18 protein-coding genes are annotated in these 19551 nt (G+C 71.1%); 8 read left to right on the top strand and 10 right to left on the bottom strand.

The annotated features are described in order from the left end of the window. Positions 1-140 precede the first annotated feature (140 nt). The 3 genes from ACWDR3_RS00945 to ACWDR3_RS00935 all read right to left on the bottom strand — a co-directional run bounded on the left by ACWDR3_RS00945 (position 141) and on the right by ACWDR3_RS00935 (position 3674). Positions 141-1190 (bottom strand): endonuclease/exonuclease/phosphatase family protein, encoded by a 1050-nt coding sequence (locus tag ACWDR3_RS00945; RefSeq protein ID WP_450349705.1) that lies wholly within the window; start codon positions 1188-1190, stop codon positions 141-143. 209 nt (positions 1191-1399) lie between these two features. After that, a complete protein-coding gene (locus ACWDR3_RS00940) occupies positions 1400-2032 on the bottom strand; it encodes a TetR/AcrR family transcriptional regulator (protein WP_450349703.1) in 633 nt (210 codons plus the stop codon). A 52-nt stretch (positions 2033-2084) separates the two neighbouring features. Continuing rightward, a complete protein-coding gene (locus tag ACWDR3_RS00935; protein ID WP_450349701.1) occupies positions 2085-3674 on the bottom strand; it encodes an MFS transporter in 1590 nt (529 codons plus the stop codon). 204 nt (positions 3675-3878) lie between these two features. Between ACWDR3_RS00935 and panB the strand changes: the two genes are divergently transcribed. The 3 genes from panB (at position 3879) to ACWDR3_RS00920 (ending at position 6776) form a co-directional block, all read left to right on the top strand. Beyond that, positions 3879-4754, top strand: coding sequence for a 3-methyl-2-oxobutanoate hydroxymethyltransferase (panB, locus tag ACWDR3_RS00930; RefSeq protein WP_450349699.1), 876 nt, complete (start codon positions 3879-3881; stop codon positions 4752-4754). A gap of 178 nt (positions 4755-4932) precedes the next feature. Continuing rightward, the gene (locus ACWDR3_RS00925) at positions 4933-5958 is read left to right on the top strand and encodes an ATP-binding cassette domain-containing protein (RefSeq protein ID WP_450349697.1); all 1026 of its coding nucleotides are present in this window, start codon (positions 4933-4935) and stop codon (positions 5956-5958) included. Then, positions 5955-6776, top strand: a complete 822-nt coding sequence (locus ACWDR3_RS00920) for an ABC transporter permease (RefSeq protein ID WP_450349695.1) — start codon at positions 5955-5957, stop codon at positions 6774-6776. The genes ACWDR3_RS00925 and ACWDR3_RS00920 overlap by 4 nt, the downstream gene beginning before the upstream one ends. Positions 6777-6795: 19 nt before the next feature. On the opposite strand, the gene ACWDR3_RS00915 is transcribed toward ACWDR3_RS00920, so the two are convergent. Beyond that, positions 6796-10128 carry an AfsR/SARP family transcriptional regulator gene (locus ACWDR3_RS00915; protein WP_450349694.1) on the bottom strand — a complete coding sequence of 1111 codons (3333 nt, stop codon included), beginning with the start codon at positions 10126-10128 and terminating at the stop codon, positions 6796-6798. 275 nt (positions 10129-10403) lie between these two features. Here ACWDR3_RS00915 and ACWDR3_RS00910 point away from each other — a divergent pair, with 275 nt between their 5' ends. Further along, complete coding sequence (locus ACWDR3_RS00910; protein WP_450349692.1) at positions 10404-11204, top strand: site-2 protease family protein; 801 nt, start codon at positions 10404-10406, stop codon at positions 11202-11204. Here the strand turns inward: ACWDR3_RS00910 and ACWDR3_RS00905 are convergent. The 3 genes from ACWDR3_RS00905 to ACWDR3_RS00895 form a co-directional block, all read right to left on the bottom strand. Then, on the bottom strand, positions 11194-11379 hold the full coding sequence (locus ACWDR3_RS00905; protein ID WP_450349690.1) for a hypothetical protein: 186 nt from the start codon (positions 11377-11379) through the stop codon (positions 11194-11196). The two genes, ACWDR3_RS00910 and ACWDR3_RS00905, sit on opposite strands and share 11 nt — an antisense overlap. Positions 11380-11442: 63 nt before the next feature. Continuing rightward, positions 11443-12159 carry an NADPH-dependent F420 reductase gene (npdG, locus tag ACWDR3_RS00900; RefSeq protein WP_450349689.1) on the bottom strand — a complete coding sequence of 239 codons (717 nt, stop codon included), beginning with the start codon at positions 12157-12159 and terminating at the stop codon, positions 11443-11445. Between the two features lie 37 nt (positions 12160-12196). Then, complete coding sequence (locus tag ACWDR3_RS00895) at positions 12197-13270, bottom strand: sialidase family protein (RefSeq protein ID WP_450349688.1); 1074 nt, start codon at positions 13268-13270, stop codon at positions 12197-12199. Between the two features lie 114 nt (positions 13271-13384). On the opposite strand from ACWDR3_RS00895, the gene ACWDR3_RS00890 reads away from it, so the two are divergent. After that, complete coding sequence (locus tag ACWDR3_RS00890; protein WP_450349686.1) at positions 13385-13987, top strand: hypothetical protein; 603 nt, start codon at positions 13385-13387, stop codon at positions 13985-13987. Positions 13988-14083: 96 nt separating this feature from the next. Next, positions 14084-15415, top strand: coding sequence for an MFS transporter (locus ACWDR3_RS00885; protein ID WP_450349685.1), 1332 nt, complete (start codon positions 14084-14086; stop codon positions 15413-15415). A 36-nt stretch (positions 15416-15451) separates the two neighbouring features. On the opposite strand, the gene ACWDR3_RS00880 is transcribed toward ACWDR3_RS00885, so the two are convergent. Then, on the bottom strand, positions 15452-15682 hold the full coding sequence (locus ACWDR3_RS00880; protein ID WP_450349684.1) for a hypothetical protein: 231 nt from the start codon (positions 15680-15682) through the stop codon (positions 15452-15454). 58 nt (positions 15683-15740) lie between these two features. Between ACWDR3_RS00880 and map the strand changes: the two genes are divergently transcribed. Continuing rightward, positions 15741-16598, top strand: a complete 858-nt coding sequence (map, locus tag ACWDR3_RS00875; protein ID WP_450349683.1) for a type I methionyl aminopeptidase — start codon at positions 15741-15743, stop codon at positions 16596-16598. A 142-nt stretch (positions 16599-16740) separates the two neighbouring features. After that, the gene (locus ACWDR3_RS00870; RefSeq protein WP_450349681.1) at positions 16741-17388 is read left to right on the top strand and encodes a biliverdin-producing heme oxygenase; all 648 of its coding nucleotides are present in this window, start codon (positions 16741-16743) and stop codon (positions 17386-17388) included. Position 17389: 1 nt separating this feature from the next. On the opposite strand, the gene ACWDR3_RS00865 is transcribed toward ACWDR3_RS00870, so the two are convergent. Together ACWDR3_RS00865 and ACWDR3_RS00860 are read right to left on the bottom strand one after the other, a co-directional pair. After that, the gene (locus ACWDR3_RS00865; RefSeq protein WP_450349679.1) at positions 17390-18034 is read right to left on the bottom strand and encodes a PhzF family phenazine biosynthesis protein; all 645 of its coding nucleotides are present in this window, start codon (positions 18032-18034) and stop codon (positions 17390-17392) included. Positions 18035-18095: 61 nt separating this feature from the next. Next, entirely contained in the window at positions 18096-19547 is a 1452-nt protein-coding gene (locus ACWDR3_RS00860) for an HtaA domain-containing protein (protein ID WP_450349678.1), read from the bottom strand. Positions 19548-19551 lie beyond the last annotated feature (4 nt).

Genomic DNA, 19551 nt, shown 5'->3' with positions numbered 1-19551 from the left:
GGAGGTGCCTGTGCCTTTCAAAGAGTGCGGTGTTCGGTCCACTGTATGTTCATGGACGGAACAAAGCCTCCCCCGCGCAGTATTCCGGCAGGTTAAGAGCGCGTGTAATCAAGCGCAGATGTCATCAAAAGTCCGTGTCATCAAGAGCCGGTGTCGAGATTCACACGGGCTGCCACCGGCAGGTGGTCGCTCCCGGTGCGCGGCAGCGTCCAGGAGCTCACCGGCTCGATGTCCTGGACCATGATCTGGTCGATCCGGGCCATCGGGAACGCGGCCGGCCAACTGAAGCCGAAGCCGCTGCCCGCCGCGCCCTGCGTGGAGCGCATCTGGGCGGTGACGGCGTTGAGCGAGCGGTCGTTCATGGTGCCGTTGAGGTCGCCGAGCAGGATCTTGCGGGGCAACTGCTCATCGGCGATCGCCTCGCCCAGCGCGTCGGCGCTCTTGTCGCGCTGCCGGGCGGTGAACCCGGCCTCCAGCTTCACCCGCACCGACGGCAGATGAGCGACGTACACCGCGATCCGGCCCTCGGGGGTGGTGACGGTGGCGCGCATGGCGCGGGTCCAGCCCAGTTTGATGTCGACGGCCTTCACGCCGGTCAGCGGGTCCTTGCTCCACAGGCCGACCGTGCCCTCGACCGAGTGGTACTTGTACGTCGACGCCAGCGCCTTCTCGTAGACCGGGACCGCGGAGGCGGTGAGTTCCTCCAGGGCCACCACGTCGGCGCCGGAGGCGGCCACGTCGCGGGCGGTGCCGGAGGGGTCGGGGTTGTCGGCGTTGACGTTGTGGGTGGCGACGGTCAGGTCGCCGCCGGTGCCGGTCTTGTCGGTGAGAAGGCCACCGAAGACGTTCAGCCAGACGGCGGCGGTCAGCACCACCGCGATCAGCGCGGTAGCGCTTTTGCGCACCAGGGCGAGCACCAGCAGCACCGGGACCAGCACGCCCAGCCAGGGCAGGAAGGTCTCGGTGAGGCTGCCCAGGTTGCCGATCACGTTCGGGATCTGCGCGTGCAGCAGCATGACCAGGGCGAGGATCAGGGCGATCGCGGCGAGCACGATGCCGCGCCGCCAGATTCTCGGATCCCCGCGCCAGCCGGCGACCAGCCGCTTCAGCAGGCGCCGGACCCGGTCTCCCCGGCGTTCGGGTCCCGACCCGCCGCCGTCCGTCTCCGTCACATAAGCCTGCTGCGCCATACCGTCGCCTCACTACCTGCCGTGCGCACCGTTCATCCATCTCCGCGTCATACGACCCTAGGGGATGATCGGTTGTCGTCCCGCCGTCCGAGACGGCCGTACGGGCACGAGGACGACGAAGCGGACGTGGGGAGTTCCGTGGACCGCTGGTGAAAGCGCGGTCTGTGACGCAACGCGCACATTCACGCGTTCAGGCTCACGCGCCATTCCTACGGCGTGGTCGGCGGGCTGACGGGCCGTAGTCCGGCGAGCAGCGTGTCCACGATCTGCTCGGACAGGCCCTCGGGGAGGTCGCCGTCGTGGCGCATGACGGAACGCAGCAGCATCGGGCCGACGAACAGGTCGTTCATCAGCTCGGGGTCGAGGTCGGTGCGCAGTTCGCCGTTCTCCTGGCCGCGGCGCAGGATCTCCACCGCCTTGCGGCGGCGGGGCTCCACGACGGACGACTGATAGGCGGCCCAGACCTTCGGGGTGCTCTTCATCTGCGCGAAGACGTTGTGCAGGAGCGCCGAGGACCGGGTCAGCACGCCACGCAGCCGCAGCTGTTCCAGCATGGCGACGAGGTCGTCGCGCATCGACGTGCCGGGCAGTTCGGGATCGGCCGGCTCGGCGGCGCGGACGACGTCGACGAACAGTTCCTCCTTGCCGGACCAGCGGCGGTAGATGGTGGCCTTGCCCACACCGGCGGTTCGGGCGATGCGCTCGATGGAGAGTTCGGCGAGGGGCACGCCCTCCTCCACGAGCTTCATCACGCCCTCGGTGATGGCACGTTCTACGGCCTCGCTGCGGGGGCGTCCCCGGGTGGGGGCGTCCGGCCGAGTCCCGTTGCCGGCAAGGCTCACTTCACTGCGTCCCTTCGCTGTCCCCCCGCTCCGTCCGTGGTGATTGTCGTCGCTACTCCCCCACGACGACCAATTCCTGCTCCTCCTTGCCCTCCTGACGGGCCGGGGACTTGCCGGGCAGGAACAGGAACGCGACGACCGCGCCGATGATCGCGACCCCGGCTCCGCACAGCGCGGTGACGTGCATCGCGTGCAGGAACGCGTCGTTGGCGGGCGTGACGAGAGCCTTGCCCTGCGCACCCAGCTTCTCGGCGACACCGAGGGTGGCCTCGATGGACTCGCCGGCGGTGTCCCGCAGGGCGGGCGGTACGAGGCCGAGCTTGCCCTCGATGCCGTTGCGGTAGGCCGTGGACAGGACCGAGCCGAGGACGGCGATGCCGAGGGCGCCGCCGACCTGGCGGAAGGTGTTGCTCAGCGCGGACGCGGAGCCCGCCTTCTCGCGCGGCAGGGCCTGCATGATGACCACGCTGGTCGGGGTCATGACGTGCGCCATGCCGGCGCCCATCAGGAAGAACACGACCTCCAGGATCCAGATCGGCGTGTCCGCCTCGAAGCCGGCGAACGCGGCGAGCATTCCGGCGAGCAGCAGCAGGCCGACGCCGGTGGTGACCTTGTTGCCGAACCGGTCGACGACCAGCCGGGCCCGCGGCGCGAAGATCATCTGCGCGGCGGCCAGCGGCAGCATCAGCAGACCGGTCTGCAGCGGCGAGTAACCGCGCACGCTCTGGGTGTAGAAGACCGAGAAGAAGGTCACGCCCATCAGCGCGAAGAAGACCAGCGCGATGGCGGCGATCGCGGCCGAGAACACCTTGTTCTTGAAGTACGTGACGTCGATGGAGGGGTGGTCGCTGCGCTTCTCGAACCAGACGAATCCGGCGAGGACGAGGACACCGGCGATGATCGTCGACAGCACCTTGGGCGCCGTGAAGTCGGCGAGTTCGCCGCCCTCGATGATGCCGTAGACCAGCAGGACGAGGCCGACGACGGACAGCACGACGCCGATCGGGTCGACGCGGCCGGGCTTGGGGTCGCGGGAGTCGGGCACCAGCCAGATCATCAGCGCGACCGCGATCAGCACGATCGGCACGTTGATCAGGAAGACGGAGCCCCACCAGAAGTGGTCGAGGAGCACACCGCCGGTGATCGGGCCGATCGCGATGGCGAGGCCGACACCGCCGGCCCAGATGCCGATGGCCTTGGGCTGCTCGTCGCGCTCGAAGACGTTCATCAGGACGGCGAGGGTGGCGGGCATGACGAAGGCGGCGCCGAGCGCCATCAGTGCGCGGAAGGCGATGAGCTGCGTCGGCGAGCCGGACTCGGCGGCCAGCGCGGAGCCGATGCCGAACACGACGAGCCCGCCGAGCAGGACCTTCTTGCGGCCGATCCGGTCGCCGAGGAGGCCGGCGGTGAACAGCAGGCCCGCGAAGACGAGGGTGTAGGCGTTGATCGCCCACTCCAGCTCGCTCTGCGTGGCGCCCAGGCCGGTCGGGGCCGGGGTCGAGATCGTCTTGATGGCGACGTTCAGGATCGAGTTGTCGAGCACCACGATCAGCAGGCTCAGCATGAGAACGCCGAGGATCGCCCAACGGCGCCGGTGCACCGCCTCCGGTATGCGGGAGGCGGGGACGGATGGAGTGGTCATGCGGATCAGGCTAGGCGAATTCCGATACGGAACGGTCCCGTATCGTAAATCTTTTACTCATCTCTTACGTACCCTTCCTCCGCCCTCTCGTCCGCTCCCGGAGTGACGGAGACCCCTCTGGCCCTCCCTGGCACGAGGTGCCACCATGGAGGTGATCCGGGGACACCGTCAGGGTGCCTCGAGATGACCGAAGGAGCCGTTGCAATGACGCAGCTTTCGGCTGCCCCGACTGTGCACAACAGCCCCTCCGACGGCAGCAAGACGCTGTACGGAGGCAAGGGCACACGCCGTATCACCGTGCGCGACATCGCCCTCGCCAAGGACCGTGGCGAGAAGTGGCCCATGCTCACCGCCTACGACGCGATGACCGCGTCCGTCTTCGACGAGGCCGGGATCCCGGTGATCCTCGTCGGCGACTCGGCGGGCAACTGCCACCTCGGGTACGAGACGACCGTACCCGTCACCCTCGACGAGATGACCATGCTCTCGGCGGCCGTGGTCCGCGGCACCACCCGCTCCCTGATCGTCGGCGACCTGCCGTTCGGCTCCTACCAGGAGGGCCCGGTGCAGGCGCTGCGCTCGGCGACCCGGCTGGTCAAGGAGGCCGGGGTGGGCGCCGTGAAGCTGGAGGGCGGCGAGCGCTCGCACGAGCAGATCCGCCTCCTGGTGGAGGCCGGCATCCCGGTCATGGCACACATCGGCCTGACCCCGCAGTCCGTGAACGCGATGGGGTACCGCGTGCAGGGGCGTGGCGAGGAGGCGGCCCAGCAGCTGCTGCGCGACGCGAAGGCGGTGCAGGACGCGGGCGCGTTCGCGGTCGTCCTGGAGCTGGTGCCGGCGGAACTGGCGGCCGAGGTGACCCGGGTGCTGCACATCCCGACGGTCGGCATCGGCGCGGGCGCGGAGACGGACGCGCAGGTGCTGGTCTGGACCGACATGCTCGGGCTGACGCCGGGCCGGGTACCGAAGTTCGTGAAGCAGTACGCGAACCTGCGTGAGGTCATGAGCAACGCGGCGCAGGCGTTCGCGGAGGACGTGGTCGGCGGAACGTTCCCGCTGGAGGAGCACTCCGTCCACTAAGGCCAGCCCGCCAAGAGAGCCACTGCGGCACAGAGACAGCCCGCCGAAATCCCCCGTCGGCGGGCTGTCGCCTTTGTCCGGTTCGTATCGGTCGGATGTCGGCACCGACAGGTCACCGACATATCCCTGTCGGTGACCTGTCGGTCGTTTGTCGGTGGCGTCTGGAACTGTCATCGGCATGACGCGAATCGACAAGAACCCCAGCGGCGGGAACATCGCCGTGACCGTGCGGGGGCTGGTCAAGCACTACGGCGAGACCAAGGCGCTGGACGGCGTCGACCTGGACGTGCGCGAGGGCACCGTGATGGGTGTGCTCGGGCCGAACGGCGCCGGCAAGACCACCCTCGTACGCATCCTGTCCACCCTCCTGGCCCCGACCTCCGGGCAGGCCAACGTCGTCGGCTACGACGTCCTGCGCCAGCCCCGCCAACTGCGCAAGGTGATAGGGCTGACCGGGCAGTACGCCTCGGTCGACGAGAAGCTCTCCGGCTGGGAGAACCTCTACCTGATCGGGCGGCTGCTCGACCTGTCCCGCAAGGACTCCCGCGCCCGGGCCGACGAGCTGCTGGAGCGGTTCTCGCTCACCGAGGCAGCCCGGCGCCCGGCGAGCACCTACTCCGGCGGTATGCGGCGCCGGCTGGACCTCGCCGCCTCGATGATCGGGCACCCGCAGGTGCTCTTCCTCGACGAGCCGACCACCGGCCTGGACCCGCGCACCCGCAACGAGGTGTGGGCCGAGGTGAAGTCCATGGTCGGCGAGGGCGTGACCGTCCTGCTGACCACCCAGTACATGGAGGAGGCCGAGCAGCTGGCCTCCGAGCTGACCGTCGTGGACCGCGGCAAGGTCATCGCCGGCGGCGCCATCGAGGAGCTGAAGGCGAAGGTCGGCGGCCGTGCCCTGCGCATCCGCCCGGTCGACCCGCTGGAGCTGCGCCCGCTGGCCGGAGCGTTGGACGCGCTCGGCATCACCGGGCTCGCCACCACGACCGTGGACCCCGAGAGCGGCACGCTCCTGGTGCCGATCCTCAGCGACGAGCAGCTGACCGCGATCGTCGGCGCGGTCACCGCGCGCGGCATCACCATCGGCTCGATCACCACCGAACTGCCCAGCCTGGACGAGGTGTTCCTCTCGCTCACCGGCCACAAGGCCAGTGCCCCGCAGGACGCCGTGCCCACCGACACCCGCGAGGAGGTCGCCGTATGAGCGCCGCCACGATCACCGCACCCGCCGGCGTCACGGACGCTCATATCCCGCTGCGCAACCACTTCCGGCACACCGGCGCGCTGATCCGCCGCAACCTGCTGTGGATCCGCCAGGACCCGGAGTCGATGTTCGACGCCGTGCTCTTCCCGGTGATCTTCACCCTGCTGTTCGTGTACGTCTTCGGCGGCTCCATCGGCAAGTCGCTGGGCGGCGGCCAGGAGGCGTACGTGCAGTACGTCATCCCCGGGCTGCTGGCGATGATGGGGATGAACATGTCCCAGGGCGTCGGCACCGGCTTCAACACGGACTTCAACTCCGGTGTCATGGACCGCTTCCGGTCCCTGCCGATCGGCCGCGGCTCGGTGCTGATCGCCAAGATCGTGGTGGAGCTGATGCGCATGCTCGCCGCGTGCGTGATCCTCATGGTCGTGGCCGTGCTGGTCGGGTTCAACATCACCAGCTGGACCGGGATGCTCGGTGCCGTGGGTCTGGCCACGGTGTTCGGCTCGGCGCTGATGTGGGTGTTCATCACCCTCGGCGTCACGATGAAGAGCGCGCAGTCGGTCCAGGCCATGGGCTTCCTGGTGATGATGCCGCTGCAGTTCGGCTCGTCGATCTTCGCGCCGACCGACTCGATGCCGGGCTGGCTGCAGAACTTCACCGACTACAACCCGCTGTCCTCGCTCGCCGACGCGGCGCGCGGCATGATGGTCGGCGGCCCGGTCGCCCACGGGCTGTGGGTGACGCTGGCCTGGTCGGTGGGGCTGACGGCGGTCATGGCGCCGGTCGCGATCCACAAGTTCCGTACCAAGAACTGACCTTCACCATCGGTGCGCGTCAGCCAGAGCCTTGCACCAGGGCGGCGGCCTCCTCCAGGGAGAGGCCGCCGCCCTCCGCGTACGCGGCCTCGTACTCGGCGTCGCCCAGCGCCGCGCGGGCGTACCGCTCGGCCCGCTCGAACACCTCGCGCTCCATGGACGTCGAGAAGTTGCCGGGCGGCAGGTTCGCCACACCGGCCCCGAGGCAGCGGGCGGCGTCGCGGGCCCGGCGGCCGCCGTCGACCTCGGACATGCTGATCGCGGCGAGGGCCAGGTACAGGGAGCGCATGTGCGGGGCCATGGCCCTGGACAGCGGGTCGGCCGACCGGTCCAAGGCCTTGCGGACCTTCTCCAGGGAGAGGTCGTAGTCGCCCGCGGCCGCCTCCACCCAGGCCTCCCCGCCGAGGATGAAGGCGTCGAAGACCAGGAAGTGGGAGATCTCGAACTCCCTTCGCAGCACCACGAGTTGGCTGCGCGCCTCGTCGATCCGGCCGGTGGTGGCGAGCCGGCCCGCGAGGAACATCCGGGCGGCGGGCATGGCCTCGTTGCCGGAGCCGTCCTTGCGCTCGATCACCTCGCGCAGCAGTCGCTCGCCCCGCTCGGGCTCGCCCGCCTCGATGAGCGCGCTGCCGAGCCGCGCCTGCAGCACCGCCACCTGACCGCGGGCGCCCAGCCGCTGCGCCTGTTCGGTGGCCGCCTCGTAGTCCCCCGCGGCGAGCACGTACTCGCCGATCCGCTCCCGGGCCTCGCCGCGTGCGGAGAGCGCCTCGGCGGTGCCCCAGGCGTCGCCGAGCCGGTCGAAGATCCGCAGCGACTCGTCGGCGTCACGGGAGGCGTCACCGGCCCAGTCGCTGCGGTTGGCCAGGAGGTTGGCGCGCATCTGGAGGGTGGCGGCCAGCTCCCACTCCATGCCGGGGGTGGTGCGGCAGGTGTGGACGCAGGCGTCGAGGATCCTCGGCAGCATCTCCACGTTGCCGGTCAGCATCACGGCGTAGAACCAGAGCATGGCGGGGGTGCGGCAGGTCTGCGGCATGCCGGGTTCGTAGGCCTCGGTGATCAGGCGCAGTTTCTCCTTTGCCGCCGGGGACTCCCAGGCCGCCAACTCGGTGTCCATGCAGGCGAGATGGGCGAGGTGGATGCCGCGGCGGGCCTCGGCGAGGAGTTCGCCGGTCAGCGGGGGCGGGATGTCGGTGCTGCGCTCCCGGACGGGGAGGGCGCGGCGCAGCGGGACGGCGAAGGGGTCGGGGCCGAGCGTCATGACCTCGGCGCACCAGTTGCGGGCCTCGATGCGGGCGTCGCGCATCTGCCAGTACCAGACCAGCGACAGGGCGAGGCTGAGGGCTTCCTGTTCGTCGCGCTCGGCGACGGCGTGCCGCAGGGCGGTGCGCAGGTTCTCGTACTCGCGCTCCAGCAGCTCGATGGCGGCGAGTTGGCCGGGGCCGCGCAGCAACGGGTCGGTGGTGCGGGCGAGTTCGCGGTAGTACGTCAGGTGGGCGCGCTCGGTGCCGGCCCGCAGGCCGGTCTCGTCGAGGCGCTCGCCCGCGTACTCGGCGACGGTCTCCAGGAGCCGGTAGCGCATGCCGTCGTCGCCCGAAGGGGCCGCCACGACAAGGGACTTGTCGACGAGCGAGCCCAGCGCCTCCAGCGCGACCGGGCCGCACACCGCTTCGGCGGCGGCGAGGTCGCAGCCGCCGGCGAACACCGACAGGCGGCACAGGACGTCCCGTTCGTCCGCGTCGAGCAGGTCCCAGGACCAGTCGACGACCGCGCGCAGGGTCTGCTGGCGGGGCAGGACGGTACGGCTGCCGGAGGTGAGCAGCCGGAAGCGGTCGTCGAGCCGGTCGGCGATCTGACGTGGCGTCAACATCCGGAGCCGGGCGGCCGCGAGCTCGATGGCCAGCGGCAGTCCGTCGAGCCGGCGGCAGATCTCGGCGCACGCCTCGGGGTCGTCCTCGACCCGGAACCCGGGCCGGGCGGCGGCCCCGCGGTCGGCGAGCAGCCGCAGCGCGCTCGGCTCGGGCAGCGGCTCCACGGGCCGCAGCAACTCCCCCGGTACGCCGAGGGGTTCACGGCTGGTGGCGAGCACCGTCAGTTCGGGGCAGCGGGCGAGGAGTTCCTCGACGAGACGGGCGGCGGCGTCGATGACGTGCTCGCAGTTGTCGAGGACGATCAGCATGCGGCGTTTGCCGAGGTGTTCGGCGAGCCGGTCCAGGGGATCGTCGTGCCGGTCGCTGCCCGCGGCCCGCATGGCCTCGGCGCCGGCGCCGTACAGCACGGTCTCGCGGGCGCCGACGGCGGTGAGCACGGCCTCCGGCACGGAGTCCGGGTCGTCCACGGGCGCGAGTTCGGCCAGCCAGACCCCGTCCCGGGTGGCGTAGCGCACCTTCTCGGCGGCCTCCTGCGACAGCCGTGTCTTCCCGGCACCGCCGGGCCCGAGCAGCGTCACCAGCCGGGCGGTGGCGATGTCGCCCCGGATGGCATCGATGTCGGCTTCCCGGCCGACGAAGGAGGTGAGCCGGGCACGGAGGTTGCCGAGCGGTGGGGCGGGGAGACCGCCGGGCGTGGTCGGAGCGGCGACGGCCTGGGCCCGAGGATCGCTCGCGGCAACCGTCTCCCCGCCGTCCGCCGACCGGAGCAACTCCCCGTGCAGGGCGCGCAGTTCGGGCCCCGGGTCGGAGCCGAGCCGGTCCGCGAGCAGCCGGCGTACGTCTTCGTAGGCGACCAGTGCCTCCGCCGTGCGGCCCGTGGCGCGCAGTGCCTTGAGGCGCAGGGACTGGAGGGGCTCGTCGAGGGGGTGGGTGTCGCACAGGGCGGTCAGTTCGGGCAGGGCCGTGTCCGCGTCGCCGAGGGCGAGGGCGGCCGTGAGCCGGGCCCGGCGGGCGTCCAGGCGCCGGGTCTCCCAGCGGGACGCCTCCCCCGTGCGGTCGGGCAGGTCGGCCAGGGCCGGGCCGTGCCACAGGGCGAGCGCGTCGTCCAGAGCCTCCGCCGCCTTGGTGGGGTTGCCGTCGGCCAGCGCCCGCAGCCCCTCAGCGGTCAGCCGCTCGAACCGGTGCAGGTCGATGTCGTCGGCGGCGACGGCGAGCCGGTACCCGCTCTCCGCCGAGGCGATCGCCTCGGCACCCAGCGTCCGGCGCAACCTCCCCACCAGCGCCTGCAGCGCGCCCGTCGCGTCCGCCGGTGGGTCCCCGCCCCAGACCTCGTCCACCAGAAGGCTCGCGGGCACCGTCCGCCCGGGCCGCAGCGCGAGCACGGTGAGCAGCGCACGCAGCCGCGTCCCGCCGACCGGGACGGCCGTACCGTCGGGGCGCAGTGCCTGGGTGGTGCCGAGAATGCGATAGCGCACGGGGTCCATTGTCTCCGGTCATATCGGGGCCGGTCACGGGGTTCGGGTACACGGGGTGGCGAGGGGGCTGGATCAGAGGGTTTCTGCGGGCTCAGGGGGATCCGGCGGTCTCAGGGAGCCGAACTCGAACGCGGCCTCGCCCCACGCTTCGCGCGCCTTGCCACTTCCCGTCGCCCCATCCCCCCACCTTCCCCGGAACCAAGGACCCTTCGCGAGACGTTTTCCCCCTACGCCCGGTACCGTCGGGCAGTCCCACCGCGCGCGCATTCAGTCCAGGGAGCCCGATGACCACCGCCACCACCCGCCACAGCGACCGCCGGATCAGTCCCGTCTTCCTCGGGATCCTGGCCGTCACGGCGGTCACGGGATGGGCCACCTGGACGGGGTTCGCCGAGCAGCCCGGCGTGGCCGTGTTCCTGTTCGTGACGGCCGCCTGGATCGTCTCACTGTGTCTGCACGAGTACGCACACGCGCGTACGGCGCTGCACAGCGGCGACATCTCCGTGGGCTCCAAGGGTTATCTCACGCTGAACCCGCTGAAGTACACGCACGCCCTGCTCAGCATCGTGCTCCCCGTGCTCTTCGTGATCATGGGCGGGATCGGCCTGCCGGGCGGGGCCGTGTTCATCGAGCGGGGGCGGATCCACGGGCGCTGGAAGCACAGTCTGATCTCGGCGGCCGGTCCGCTGACCAATGTGCTGTTCGCCGCCGTGTGCACCGCGCCGTTCTGGCTGCACGCGCTGGACGGGGTGCCGCGGGACTTCCAGTTCGCGCTGGCCTTCCTCGCGCTGCTCCAGGTCACGGCCGCGATCCTGAACTTCCTGCCGGTGCCGGGCCTGGACGGCTACGGCGTGATCGAGCCCTGGCTGTCGTACAACATCAAGCGCCAGGTGGAGCCGTTCGCGCCGTTCGGCCTGCTGTTCGTGTTCGCGCTGCTGTGGGTGCCGGCGATCAACACCCAGTTCTTCGACGTGATCGACGCGATCCTGCGCGGCCTGGGCATCGGCGACTTCTCGACCTACTGCGGTCAGGAGCTGTACCGGTTCTGGCAGGGCACCAACGAGTTCTGCTCGGTCAGCGGGTGACGGGGCCGGACCCGGTCGCCTTGCCGCGCTTCACGTAGTACCACCACATGTTGCTGGACAGCCCCGCCAGCAGCACCCACACGATCCCGAGCCAGCTGCCCTGTACGAAGGAGACGACCGCCGCGGCCACCGCGAGGACGCAGACGACGAGGGCGTAGAGGGCTAGGCGGGGCATTCGATCGGCTCCTGTCGAGGGGCGGGGGAAACTGATGGGCACCCACCAGTCTCCCCCACCCGCTCACACGTCGGTGACGCGCAGCCCCGCGTGTGCCTTGTAGCGGCGGTTCACCGAGATCAGGTTCGCGACCAGGGACTCCACCTGGTGGGCGTTGCGCAGCCGGCCCGCGAAGACTCCGCGCATGCCGGGGATGCGGCCGGCCAGGGCCTGGACGATCTCGACGTCGGCCCGCTCCTCGCCCAGCACCATCACGTCGGTGTCGATCTCCTCGATCTCCGGGTCCTGGAGCAGGACCGCCGAGAGATGGTGGAAGGCGGCGGCGACCCGGGAGTCCGGCAGCAGGGCGGCGGCCTGTTCGGCGGCGCTGCCCTCCTCCGGCTTCAGCGCGTAGGCGCCCTGCTTGTCGAAGCCGAGCGGGTTGACGCAGTCGACGACCAGCTTGCCGGCCAGTTCCTCGCGCAGGGACTCAAGGGTCTTGCCGTGGCCGTCCCAGGGCACGGCGACGATCACGATGTCACTGCGCCGCGCGGTCTCCGCGTTGTCGGCGCCCTCGACGCCGTACCCGAGTTCGTCGGCGGCGGTCTGCGCGCGGTCGGCGGCCCGCGAGCCGATGATCACCTTCTGGCCGGCCCGGGCCAGCCGGTAGGCGAGGCCCTTGCCCTGCGGCCCGGTCCCGCCGAGGACGCCGACGACCAGACCGGAGACGTCGGGGAGGTCCCACGGGTCCTTGGCGGGGGCCTTCGCGGGGGTCTGTGCAGCACTGTCGGTAGAGGTCATGGGCCGACTGTACGTGCGGCCCGACCCCCCTCGCCGGTCAGGTGAGCGCCGTCACGGGCACTGTGCGGAATACGACTCGTTCGTACGCCCCGAAGTCGCCGGTCTCGTAGAGGAGTCCGACCGTCCGGGCGTCGACGCGGACGAGGTCGGAGTAGGCGGCGGGCAGGCCGTCGGCGGTGAACACCGGGCGCCAGGTCTTTCCGCTGTCGGTGGAGGCGCGGACGGTCATCAGGGCGCGGCCGTCGGGCAGGGCGGGGCCGGAGAAGAGGAGGACGTCGGGGTCGTCGAGCTGGAGGAGGCTGCCCTCGCAGACGGGTCCGGTGAGGCCGGCCTGGGGGCGGAAGGGGGTGTGCAGGGTCTCGCCGCCGTCCGTGGAGTGGGCGTCGGCGCGGTTGCCGGGCGACGGGGAGTCGTTGCGGGTGTTGAAGTAGACGCGCCCGTCGGGGAGTTCGGCGGCGGTGGTCTCGTTGCAGTTGATGTAGCCGTTGGTGTTCTCGTCGAGGTAGCCGAGGTACCAGGTCTCGCCCAGGTCGTCGCTGAGCAGGCAGTGGCCGCTGTTGTACTTGGCCTCGTTGCCGATGTCGGTGCCGGTGGGCGGCAGGGTGTGGTTGGCGGGGACGACGACCCGGCCGGTGCTCAACTGCAGGGCGTGGCCCGGGGTGGTGGCGTACCAGCGCCAGCCGGGCCGCTTCACCGACGCGGTGATCTCGACCGGGTCCGACCAGGTGAGGCCGTCGTCGTCGCTGTGCTGGACCCAGACCCGGCGTCCGTCGGCGTCCGTCACCTGGCCGCGCAGGATGAGGTCCTCGGAGGCGGTGGCCGCCGAGCGGACGTGGACGAGGAGGATGCGGCCGGTGTCGAGGACGACGGGGGCGGGGTTGCCCGCGAGGTCGGTGCCGTTGTCGGCGGCGACCTGGAGCGGGCCCCAGGTGCGGCCGCCGTCGGTGGAGCGTTTGAGCACGATGTCGATGTGGCCGTAGTCGCGCGCGGAGGCGACCCGGCCCTCGCAGAAGGCGAGCAGCGTGCCGGCGGCGGTGCGGACCACCGCCGGGATCCGATAACTGGCGTACCCCTCGCGGCCGGCACGGAAGGGGACGGTGGCCTCTGCCATGGACGTACTCCTCGTGATCGTCGTTGATCTCCGATAACTGACCCGATTGCCCAACTTGGGCGAATTCGCGGTGAACTCCGGGTCACGAACGGCCGGTTGGTGCAGGATGCGGGCATGGACGCCGTACGTGTCGCGCTGCTGCGCGAAGTGCTCGCCGGGACCGAATGGCTGGGCGCCACAAGGAGGTTCGCGGGGGCGCTGCGCGGGTCGGTCGTCTCGCACGGGGGCGGTCTGCTCCTCGTCGGCACCCCGGAGTACGAGCCCTGGCACCTGGCGGCCCACCTCGTCGACGAGGCCGCCTGGTCGGGTACGCCGGAGCTGGCACCGACCCTCGTACGGCACGGGGCGCAGGCCGCGGACCCGGCCCATCTGGCCGTCGGTCTCGGCCGGTTGGCGGCGGCCCGGCGCGGCGAAACGCTGCTCGTGGTGTCGCCGGGCGGACCGGACGTGCCGCTGCTGGAGCGTGTGCACGACGCCCGCCGGGCCGGCGCGACGGTCCTGGCCCTGGGCCCCGGCGAGGAGCAACTGATCTCCCTGGCCCACGAGTCGCTGACGGTTCCGGACGGCTCCGAGCTGGACCTCGACACCGTCCAGCACCTGGTGAGCGCGGCGGCCGGCGAGACCCCGCTCCCCGCGCCCCGGGGCCACCGCCGCTTCAGGGACCGGCTGTCCCGGCTGGCGGACCAGCTGACGGCACCGCCACCGGCACGCTGGTAGCCGCGTAGGGCGGGACGCCGAAGGTAGGGCGCCGCAGGTGGGGCGGTCGGAAAAGCGTTTGCCCCAGGCAGCCATACGGCCCGAACATGGCCCTTCGTGACCGAAGACGCCCCCGAACCTCCCTCCCGCCTGCGCGGTCTGCTGCCCGATCTCGCCCCCTGGCGGGCCTCGCGGGATTTCCGGCGGCTGTGGTTCTCGGGGATGATCTCGACCTTCGGCAGCTTCCTGACGTTCGTCGCGCTACCGGTGCAGATCAAGGAACTCACCGAGTCCGCCGCGGCCGTCGGGGCGATCGGCGCCGTGGAGCTGGTGCCGCTGATCGTGTTCGGGCTGTACGGCGGTGCGCTGGCCGACGCCCTGGACAAGCGGAAGCTGATCCTGTGGACGGAGGCAGGCCAGGGCGTGCTGTCCGCGCTGCTGCTGCTCAACGCGCTGGTGCCGAGCCCCGCCGTCTGGCCGCTGTACGTGGTCGCCGCGCTCTCCTCCGCCCTGGTCTCCGTGCAGCGCCCCGCGCTCGACTCGCTCTGGCCCCGGATCGTGGCCCACGAGCACCTGCCGGCCGCGGCCTCGCTGAACGCCCTGCGCTGGACGGTCGGCGGGGTCGCCGGACCGGCCCTCGCGGGCGTGGTCGTGGCGTACGCGGGCCTCGGCTGGGCGTACGGCGCCGACCTGTTGACGTTCGTCGTCTCCGCCGTCCTCATGGTCCGCATCGCCGCCGCCCCCGCCGCGCGCGAGGCCGTGAAGCCGTCGCTGGCCGCGATCGTCGAGGGCGCCCGGTACGCCTGGAGCCGCAAGGAACTGCTCGGCACCTACGCCGTCGACCTGGCCGCGATGTTCCTGGCGATGCCGCTCGCCCTGCTGCCCTTCCTCGCGGACGAGCTGGACGCCGAGTGGTCGCTGGGCCTGATGTACGCGGCGGTCCCGTTCGGGGCGATGCTGGTGGGCCTGACCGGCGGCTGGACCTCGCGGGTGCACCGGCACGGACGGATGGTGGCGCTGTCGGCCGCGCTGTGGGGCCTGGCGATCGCGGGCGCCGGCATCGTCGGCAACGTATGGCTGGTGCTGCTCTTCCTGACCGTGGCCGGCAGCTGCGACATGGTCAGCGGGATCTTCCGCAGCGCCATGTGGAACCAGACGATCCCGGACGAGCTACGGGGCCGGCTCGCCGGGATCGAACTGCTCTCGTACTCCGTCGGACCCACCCTCGGCCAGGTCAGGGCCGGCGGTTTCGCCGCCTGGTGGGGCGTACGGGCGTCCGTCTGGTCCGGCGGGCTGCTGTGCGCGGGCGCGGTGGGGCTGCTGGCGCTGTGCCTGCCGGGGCTGATGCGCTACGACGAACGGACCAACGAGCACGCGGCACGCGTGCGTGCGCAACGGACGGCGACCGCGGCGGTGACGCCGGCGAGCCAGGCGCGGGCCCAGGCATAGGCGCGTACCCATGCCCGGACCCGTGCGCCGGCCCGGTCACTTGTCGTCGGCGCCGCCCTTGGGGGCGTCGTGCCAGTTGGGGTCGTTCTCCCACTCCAGGTTGCGCTCGCGGGCCGTCTCCATCGCGTGCTCGGCCTCCTGGCGGCTCGCGTAGGGCCCGAAACGGTTCTTGCCGGGGCAGTCGGGCCCCTCCTCGACCGTCTTGTGTTCGAGGCAGTAGTACCACTCGCCCGGCTTGCCGACCGTGCGCTTCTTGAACAAGGCCATGACCTGCTCCTCTCGCCACCGACATGTTCCCCCACGGCGGCTCGTTAGACTCGCTGGCATGTCTGGCCAGTCGCTGCTCGTACCAGGGGAGCTCTCCCCCACCCGTCAGGTACCCGGAAACATCCGCCGCCCCGAGTACGTGGGCAAGCCCGCACCCGCGCCGTACACCGGCCCCGAGGTGCAGACGCCCGAGACGATCGAGGCGATGCGTGTCGCCGGGCGGATCGCCGCGCGGGCGATGGCGGAGGCCGCGAAGCTGATCTCCCCCGGCGTCACCACCGACGAACTGGACAAGGTGGCGCACGAGTACATGTGCGACCACGGCGCCTATCCGTCGACGCTCGGCTACCGCGGCTTTCCCAAGTCCCTGTGCACCTCCGTCAACGAGGTGATCTGCCACGGCATTCCGGACTCGACCGTGCTGCGGGACGGCGACATCGTCAACCTCGACGTGACGGCGTACATCGGCGGGGTGCACGGCGACAACAACGCGACCTACCTGGTCGGGGACGTCGACGAGGAGTCGCGACTGCTGGTGGAGCGGACCCGGGAGGCCCTCGACCGCGCGATCAAGGCCGTCCGGCCGGGCCGGCAGATCAACATCATCGGCCGGGTCATCGAGTCGTACGCCAAGCGCTTCGGCTACGGCGTGGTCCGGGACTTCACGGGCCACGGCATCAACTCGTCCTTCCACTCCGGGCTGATCATCCCGCACTACGACAGCCCGCACGCGACGACGGTCATCCAGCCCGGGATGACGTTCACGATCGAGCCGATGCTGACGCTGGGGACGTACGAGTACGACATGTGGGACGACGGGTGGACGGTCGTCACGAAGGACCGGAAGCGGACGGCTCAGTTCGAGGACACGCTGGTGGTGACGGAGTCGGGGGCGGAGATCCTCACACTCCCGTAGCCCCGGAGACCGCTGCGGCTCGCTCTCTCGGAGGGCGGGCCGTTTTCTTGTACTCTTTTACCGACAGACTGTCGGCATCTTTACCGACCAAAAGTCGGGAAGCTGTTGACTTAGGTAAGGCTTACCTCAGAAAATGGCGCGCATGGACTCCTTCTCGACAGTCATCCGCACCGCGTCCCACGAGCAGCACGTGGAGGCGGAGACCTCCACGTTCATGAGCGACCTGCTCGGCGGACGGCTGGGGGTGGACGCGTACGCGCGCTACACCGAGCAACTGTGGTTCGTGTACGAGGCGTTGGAGGCGGGTGCGGCGCGGCTGGCCTCGGATCCGGTGGCCGGGCCCTTCATCCAGGCGGAGTTGTTCCGGCTGCCCGCGCTGGAGCGGGACCTGACGCATCTGCGGGGCGCCGACTGGCGGTCGGGCCTGACCGCGCTCCCCGCGACACGGGCGTACGCGGACCGGGTGCGGGAGTGTGCCGAGCAGTGGCCGGCCGGGTACATCGCCCATCACTACACGCGCTACCTCGGCGATCTCTCCGGCGGCCAGATCATCCGCGACAAGGCGGAGCGGACGTGGGGCTTCGCGCGCAAGGGCGACGGCGTGCGGTTCTATGTCTTCGAGGAGATCGCCAACCCGGCGGCGTTCAAGCGGGGTTATCGGGAGCTGCTGGACGCGGTGCGGGCGGACGACTTGGAGAAGCAGCGGATCGTGGCCGAGTGCAAGAACGCGTTCGCTTTGAACACAGGGGTGTTCAGGGCATTGGGCGAAGAGTTCTCCCTCAGCGCCTGACCTAGCGCTCCAGAAACACCCGCCCGCCGACCTCCACCCATCCCTCCGGCTGCGGAGCCGTCAGTATCTGTGACCCCGCCCCCTGCGTGATGTTGAGTGCTCGTCCCAACTGGTCCGTCAGGAGCAGTGCCGCCGCGCCCGTTGCCTCGTCCTCGTCTATGCCGTCGTCTCGGCCGGGGAAGGCGCGGGCGCGGACGCGTCCGGCGGCCTCGTCCTCCCAGGCCCAGGCGTAGATCCACTCCCCCGGCGGCGGCACCGGCAGGGCGTCGACCTCGGCGGCCGTGGCGTACTGGCGCAGGGTGCGTGGCGGTGCCCACTCCGCGCGGGCCTCGATCCAGCTGAACTCGCCGTCGAGGCGGGCGCCCACCACCCCGGCCGGCGTGACCAGTTCGGGCACGTCGAGGAGCCAGGCCGAGCCGACGCAGGGGTGGCCGGCGAAGGGGAGGCGCAGGGTGGGCGTGTAGATGTCGATGACTCCGCGCTCGGGGTCGTCGACGAACACGGTCTCGCTGAAGCCGAGTTTGCCCGCGAACGCCTGCCGTTCGTCCGGGTCGGGCACGGTCGAACCCTCGCGGACGACGGCGAGTTCGTTGCCGTATCCGCCATTGGGTGCGCAGAAGACGCGGAGCACGTCGTAGTCGGTCACGCGGGAATTGAAGCATCCCGGGGGCACAGGCGGTTCCCTGTGCCCCCGGTCCGGCGGAGACCTACGCCTGCGTACGCCGCCTGCGCATCGCGAACACGACTCCCGCGCCCGCCGCCACCGCGACCGCCGAGGCCGTGCCGAGGGCGGCGACCGGTACGTCCGAGCCGGTCGACGCGAGGCCGCCGCTGATGCCGCCCGTCGTCGAGCCGGTCGTGCCGCCCGTGGTGCCGCCGGTCGTGCCCGAGCCGCCGGAGGAGGTGCCGGTGCCGCTCGAACTGCCGTCGGACGGGAGGGTGGCGTCGTCGCTGAGGGCCACCGAGAGGGTGACGGGGTCGAGTTCGGTGCCGGAGGTGTAGTAGCCGCTGAAGGCCTTCGCACCGGCCTCGGTGAGGGTCGCGGTGATGCCGTCGACCGTAATGACGTCGTCCTCGGGGGTGAGGGTGGCGTCGTTGGTCTTGAGGTCGGCCAGGACCACGTCGTCGGTCGTCTTGCCGAGGCTGGTGACGTCCGCCGTCAGCTCGCCCTTGCCGCCGTCGAGGGCGACTTCGAGGCCGCTGAGGGTGAGGTCGAGGGCGTAAGTGCCGTTCGTCTCATGGCCCTTGAAGTTCACCGCGCCCTCGAAGGCGGCGGAGAGGGTGTCCGCGTCGTTGTCGTACGAGCCGGTCGCGTCCGGGAACGTGAAGGCGCCGTTGCCGGTGGCCTGGGTCGCGCCGTCCGACGCCGTGATCCTGCCGTTGGCGACACTGCCGAGCACGTAGGTGCGGAAGGACTCCTTCACGCCCCAGCCGAGCTTGCCGTCGAGGATCTCGCCCTCGGTCGCGGGCTCGGACTCCGACTCGGAGGGTGTCGGCGAGGGGGTGGCGGTGGCGGTCGTGGGCGTCGCGGTGGGGGTGGTGGTCGGAGTGGGCGTGGGCGTCGGGGTCGGGGTGGGCGTCGTCGACGGCGGGGGCGAGCTCGGCGGCGTCGGAGCCGTCACCGTCAGCGGGTCGCCCGCCGCGCCCTCGTAGCCGGGGCTGCCGAAGGTGTCCGCGGCCTCCTTGGTCAGCGTGGTCGCCATGGCCTTCATGTCGCGCGTGACGGTGACCTTCGCGAGCGGCACGTCCTGTGTCGTCGTCCCGCTCTTGGTCACGTCCGCCGTCAACTCGGCGTCCTTGCTGTCGAACTGGACGTCCGACAGCGTGATCTCGAAGCCGTGCAGCTTGGAGACGATGTTCAGGCTGCCCTCGAAGGCGAGGTCCACCGTGTGCGCGTCGGAGTCGTAACTGCCCGCGCCCTTGACGAAGGTGAAGGCGCCGTTGCCGGACGCCTGCGAGGCGCCGGCCGCCGGAGTGAAGGTGCCGGCCGCTGCGCCGGTCACGTAGGTGCGGTACGACTCCTTGATGCCCCACGTCAACTCGTAGCCGCTGAGCGGCACTTCGGCGGCGGACGCGCTGGTCGCGGCGAACGCGCCGGCGCCCAGGGTGACCGCGACGGCGGCGGCGAGGGCGATGGATCTGGGGGTGGCGGCTGGCATGGCG

It is taken from the genome of Streptomyces sp. NPDC001002, from assembly GCF_053599215.1.
This window is presented reverse-complemented; position numbering and strand designations above follow the sequence as displayed.

Excerpts from the sequence above, each read along its gene's own strand:
- ACWDR3_RS00945 (WP_450349705.1), bottom strand. The coding sequence starts at position 1,190 with ATGGCGCAGCAGGCTTATGTGACGGAGACGGACGGCGGCGGGTCGGGA.
- ACWDR3_RS00935 (WP_450349701.1), bottom strand. The coding sequence starts at position 3,674 with ATGACCACTCCATCCGTCCCCGCCTCCCGCATACCGGAGGCGGTGCAC.
- panB (WP_450349699.1), top strand. The coding sequence starts at position 3,879 with ATGACGCAGCTTTCGGCTGCCCCGACTGTGCACAACAGCCCCTCCGAC.
- ACWDR3_RS00925 (WP_450349697.1), top strand. The coding sequence starts at position 4,933 with ATGACGCGAATCGACAAGAACCCCAGCGGCGGGAACATCGCCGTGACC.
- ACWDR3_RS00920 (WP_450349695.1), top strand. The coding sequence starts at position 5,955 with ATGAGCGCCGCCACGATCACCGCACCCGCCGGCGTCACGGACGCTCAT.
- ACWDR3_RS00915 (WP_450349694.1), bottom strand. The coding sequence starts at position 10,128 with ATGGACCCCGTGCGCTATCGCATTCTCGGCACCACCCAGGCACTGCGC.
- ACWDR3_RS00910 (WP_450349692.1), top strand. The coding sequence starts at position 10,404 with ATGACCACCGCCACCACCCGCCACAGCGACCGCCGGATCAGTCCCGTC.
- ACWDR3_RS00905 (WP_450349690.1), bottom strand. The coding sequence starts at position 11,379 with ATGCCCCGCCTAGCCCTCTACGCCCTCGTCGTCTGCGTCCTCGCGGTG.
- npdG (WP_450349689.1), bottom strand. The coding sequence starts at position 12,159 with ATGACCTCTACCGACAGTGCTGCACAGACCCCCGCGAAGGCCCCCGCC.
- ACWDR3_RS00895 (WP_450349688.1), bottom strand. The coding sequence starts at position 13,270 with ATGGCAGAGGCCACCGTCCCCTTCCGTGCCGGCCGCGAGGGGTACGCC.
- ACWDR3_RS00890 (WP_450349686.1), top strand. The coding sequence starts at position 13,385 with ATGGACGCCGTACGTGTCGCGCTGCTGCGCGAAGTGCTCGCCGGGACC.
- ACWDR3_RS00880 (WP_450349684.1), bottom strand. The coding sequence starts at position 15,682 with ATGGCCTTGTTCAAGAAGCGCACGGTCGGCAAGCCGGGCGAGTGGTAC.
- map (WP_450349683.1), top strand. The coding sequence starts at position 15,741 with ATGTCTGGCCAGTCGCTGCTCGTACCAGGGGAGCTCTCCCCCACCCGT.
- ACWDR3_RS00870 (WP_450349681.1), top strand. The coding sequence starts at position 16,741 with ATGGACTCCTTCTCGACAGTCATCCGCACCGCGTCCCACGAGCAGCAC.
- ACWDR3_RS00860 (WP_450349678.1), bottom strand. The coding sequence starts at position 19,547 with ATGCCAGCCGCCACCCCCAGATCCATCGCCCTCGCCGCCGCCGTCGCG.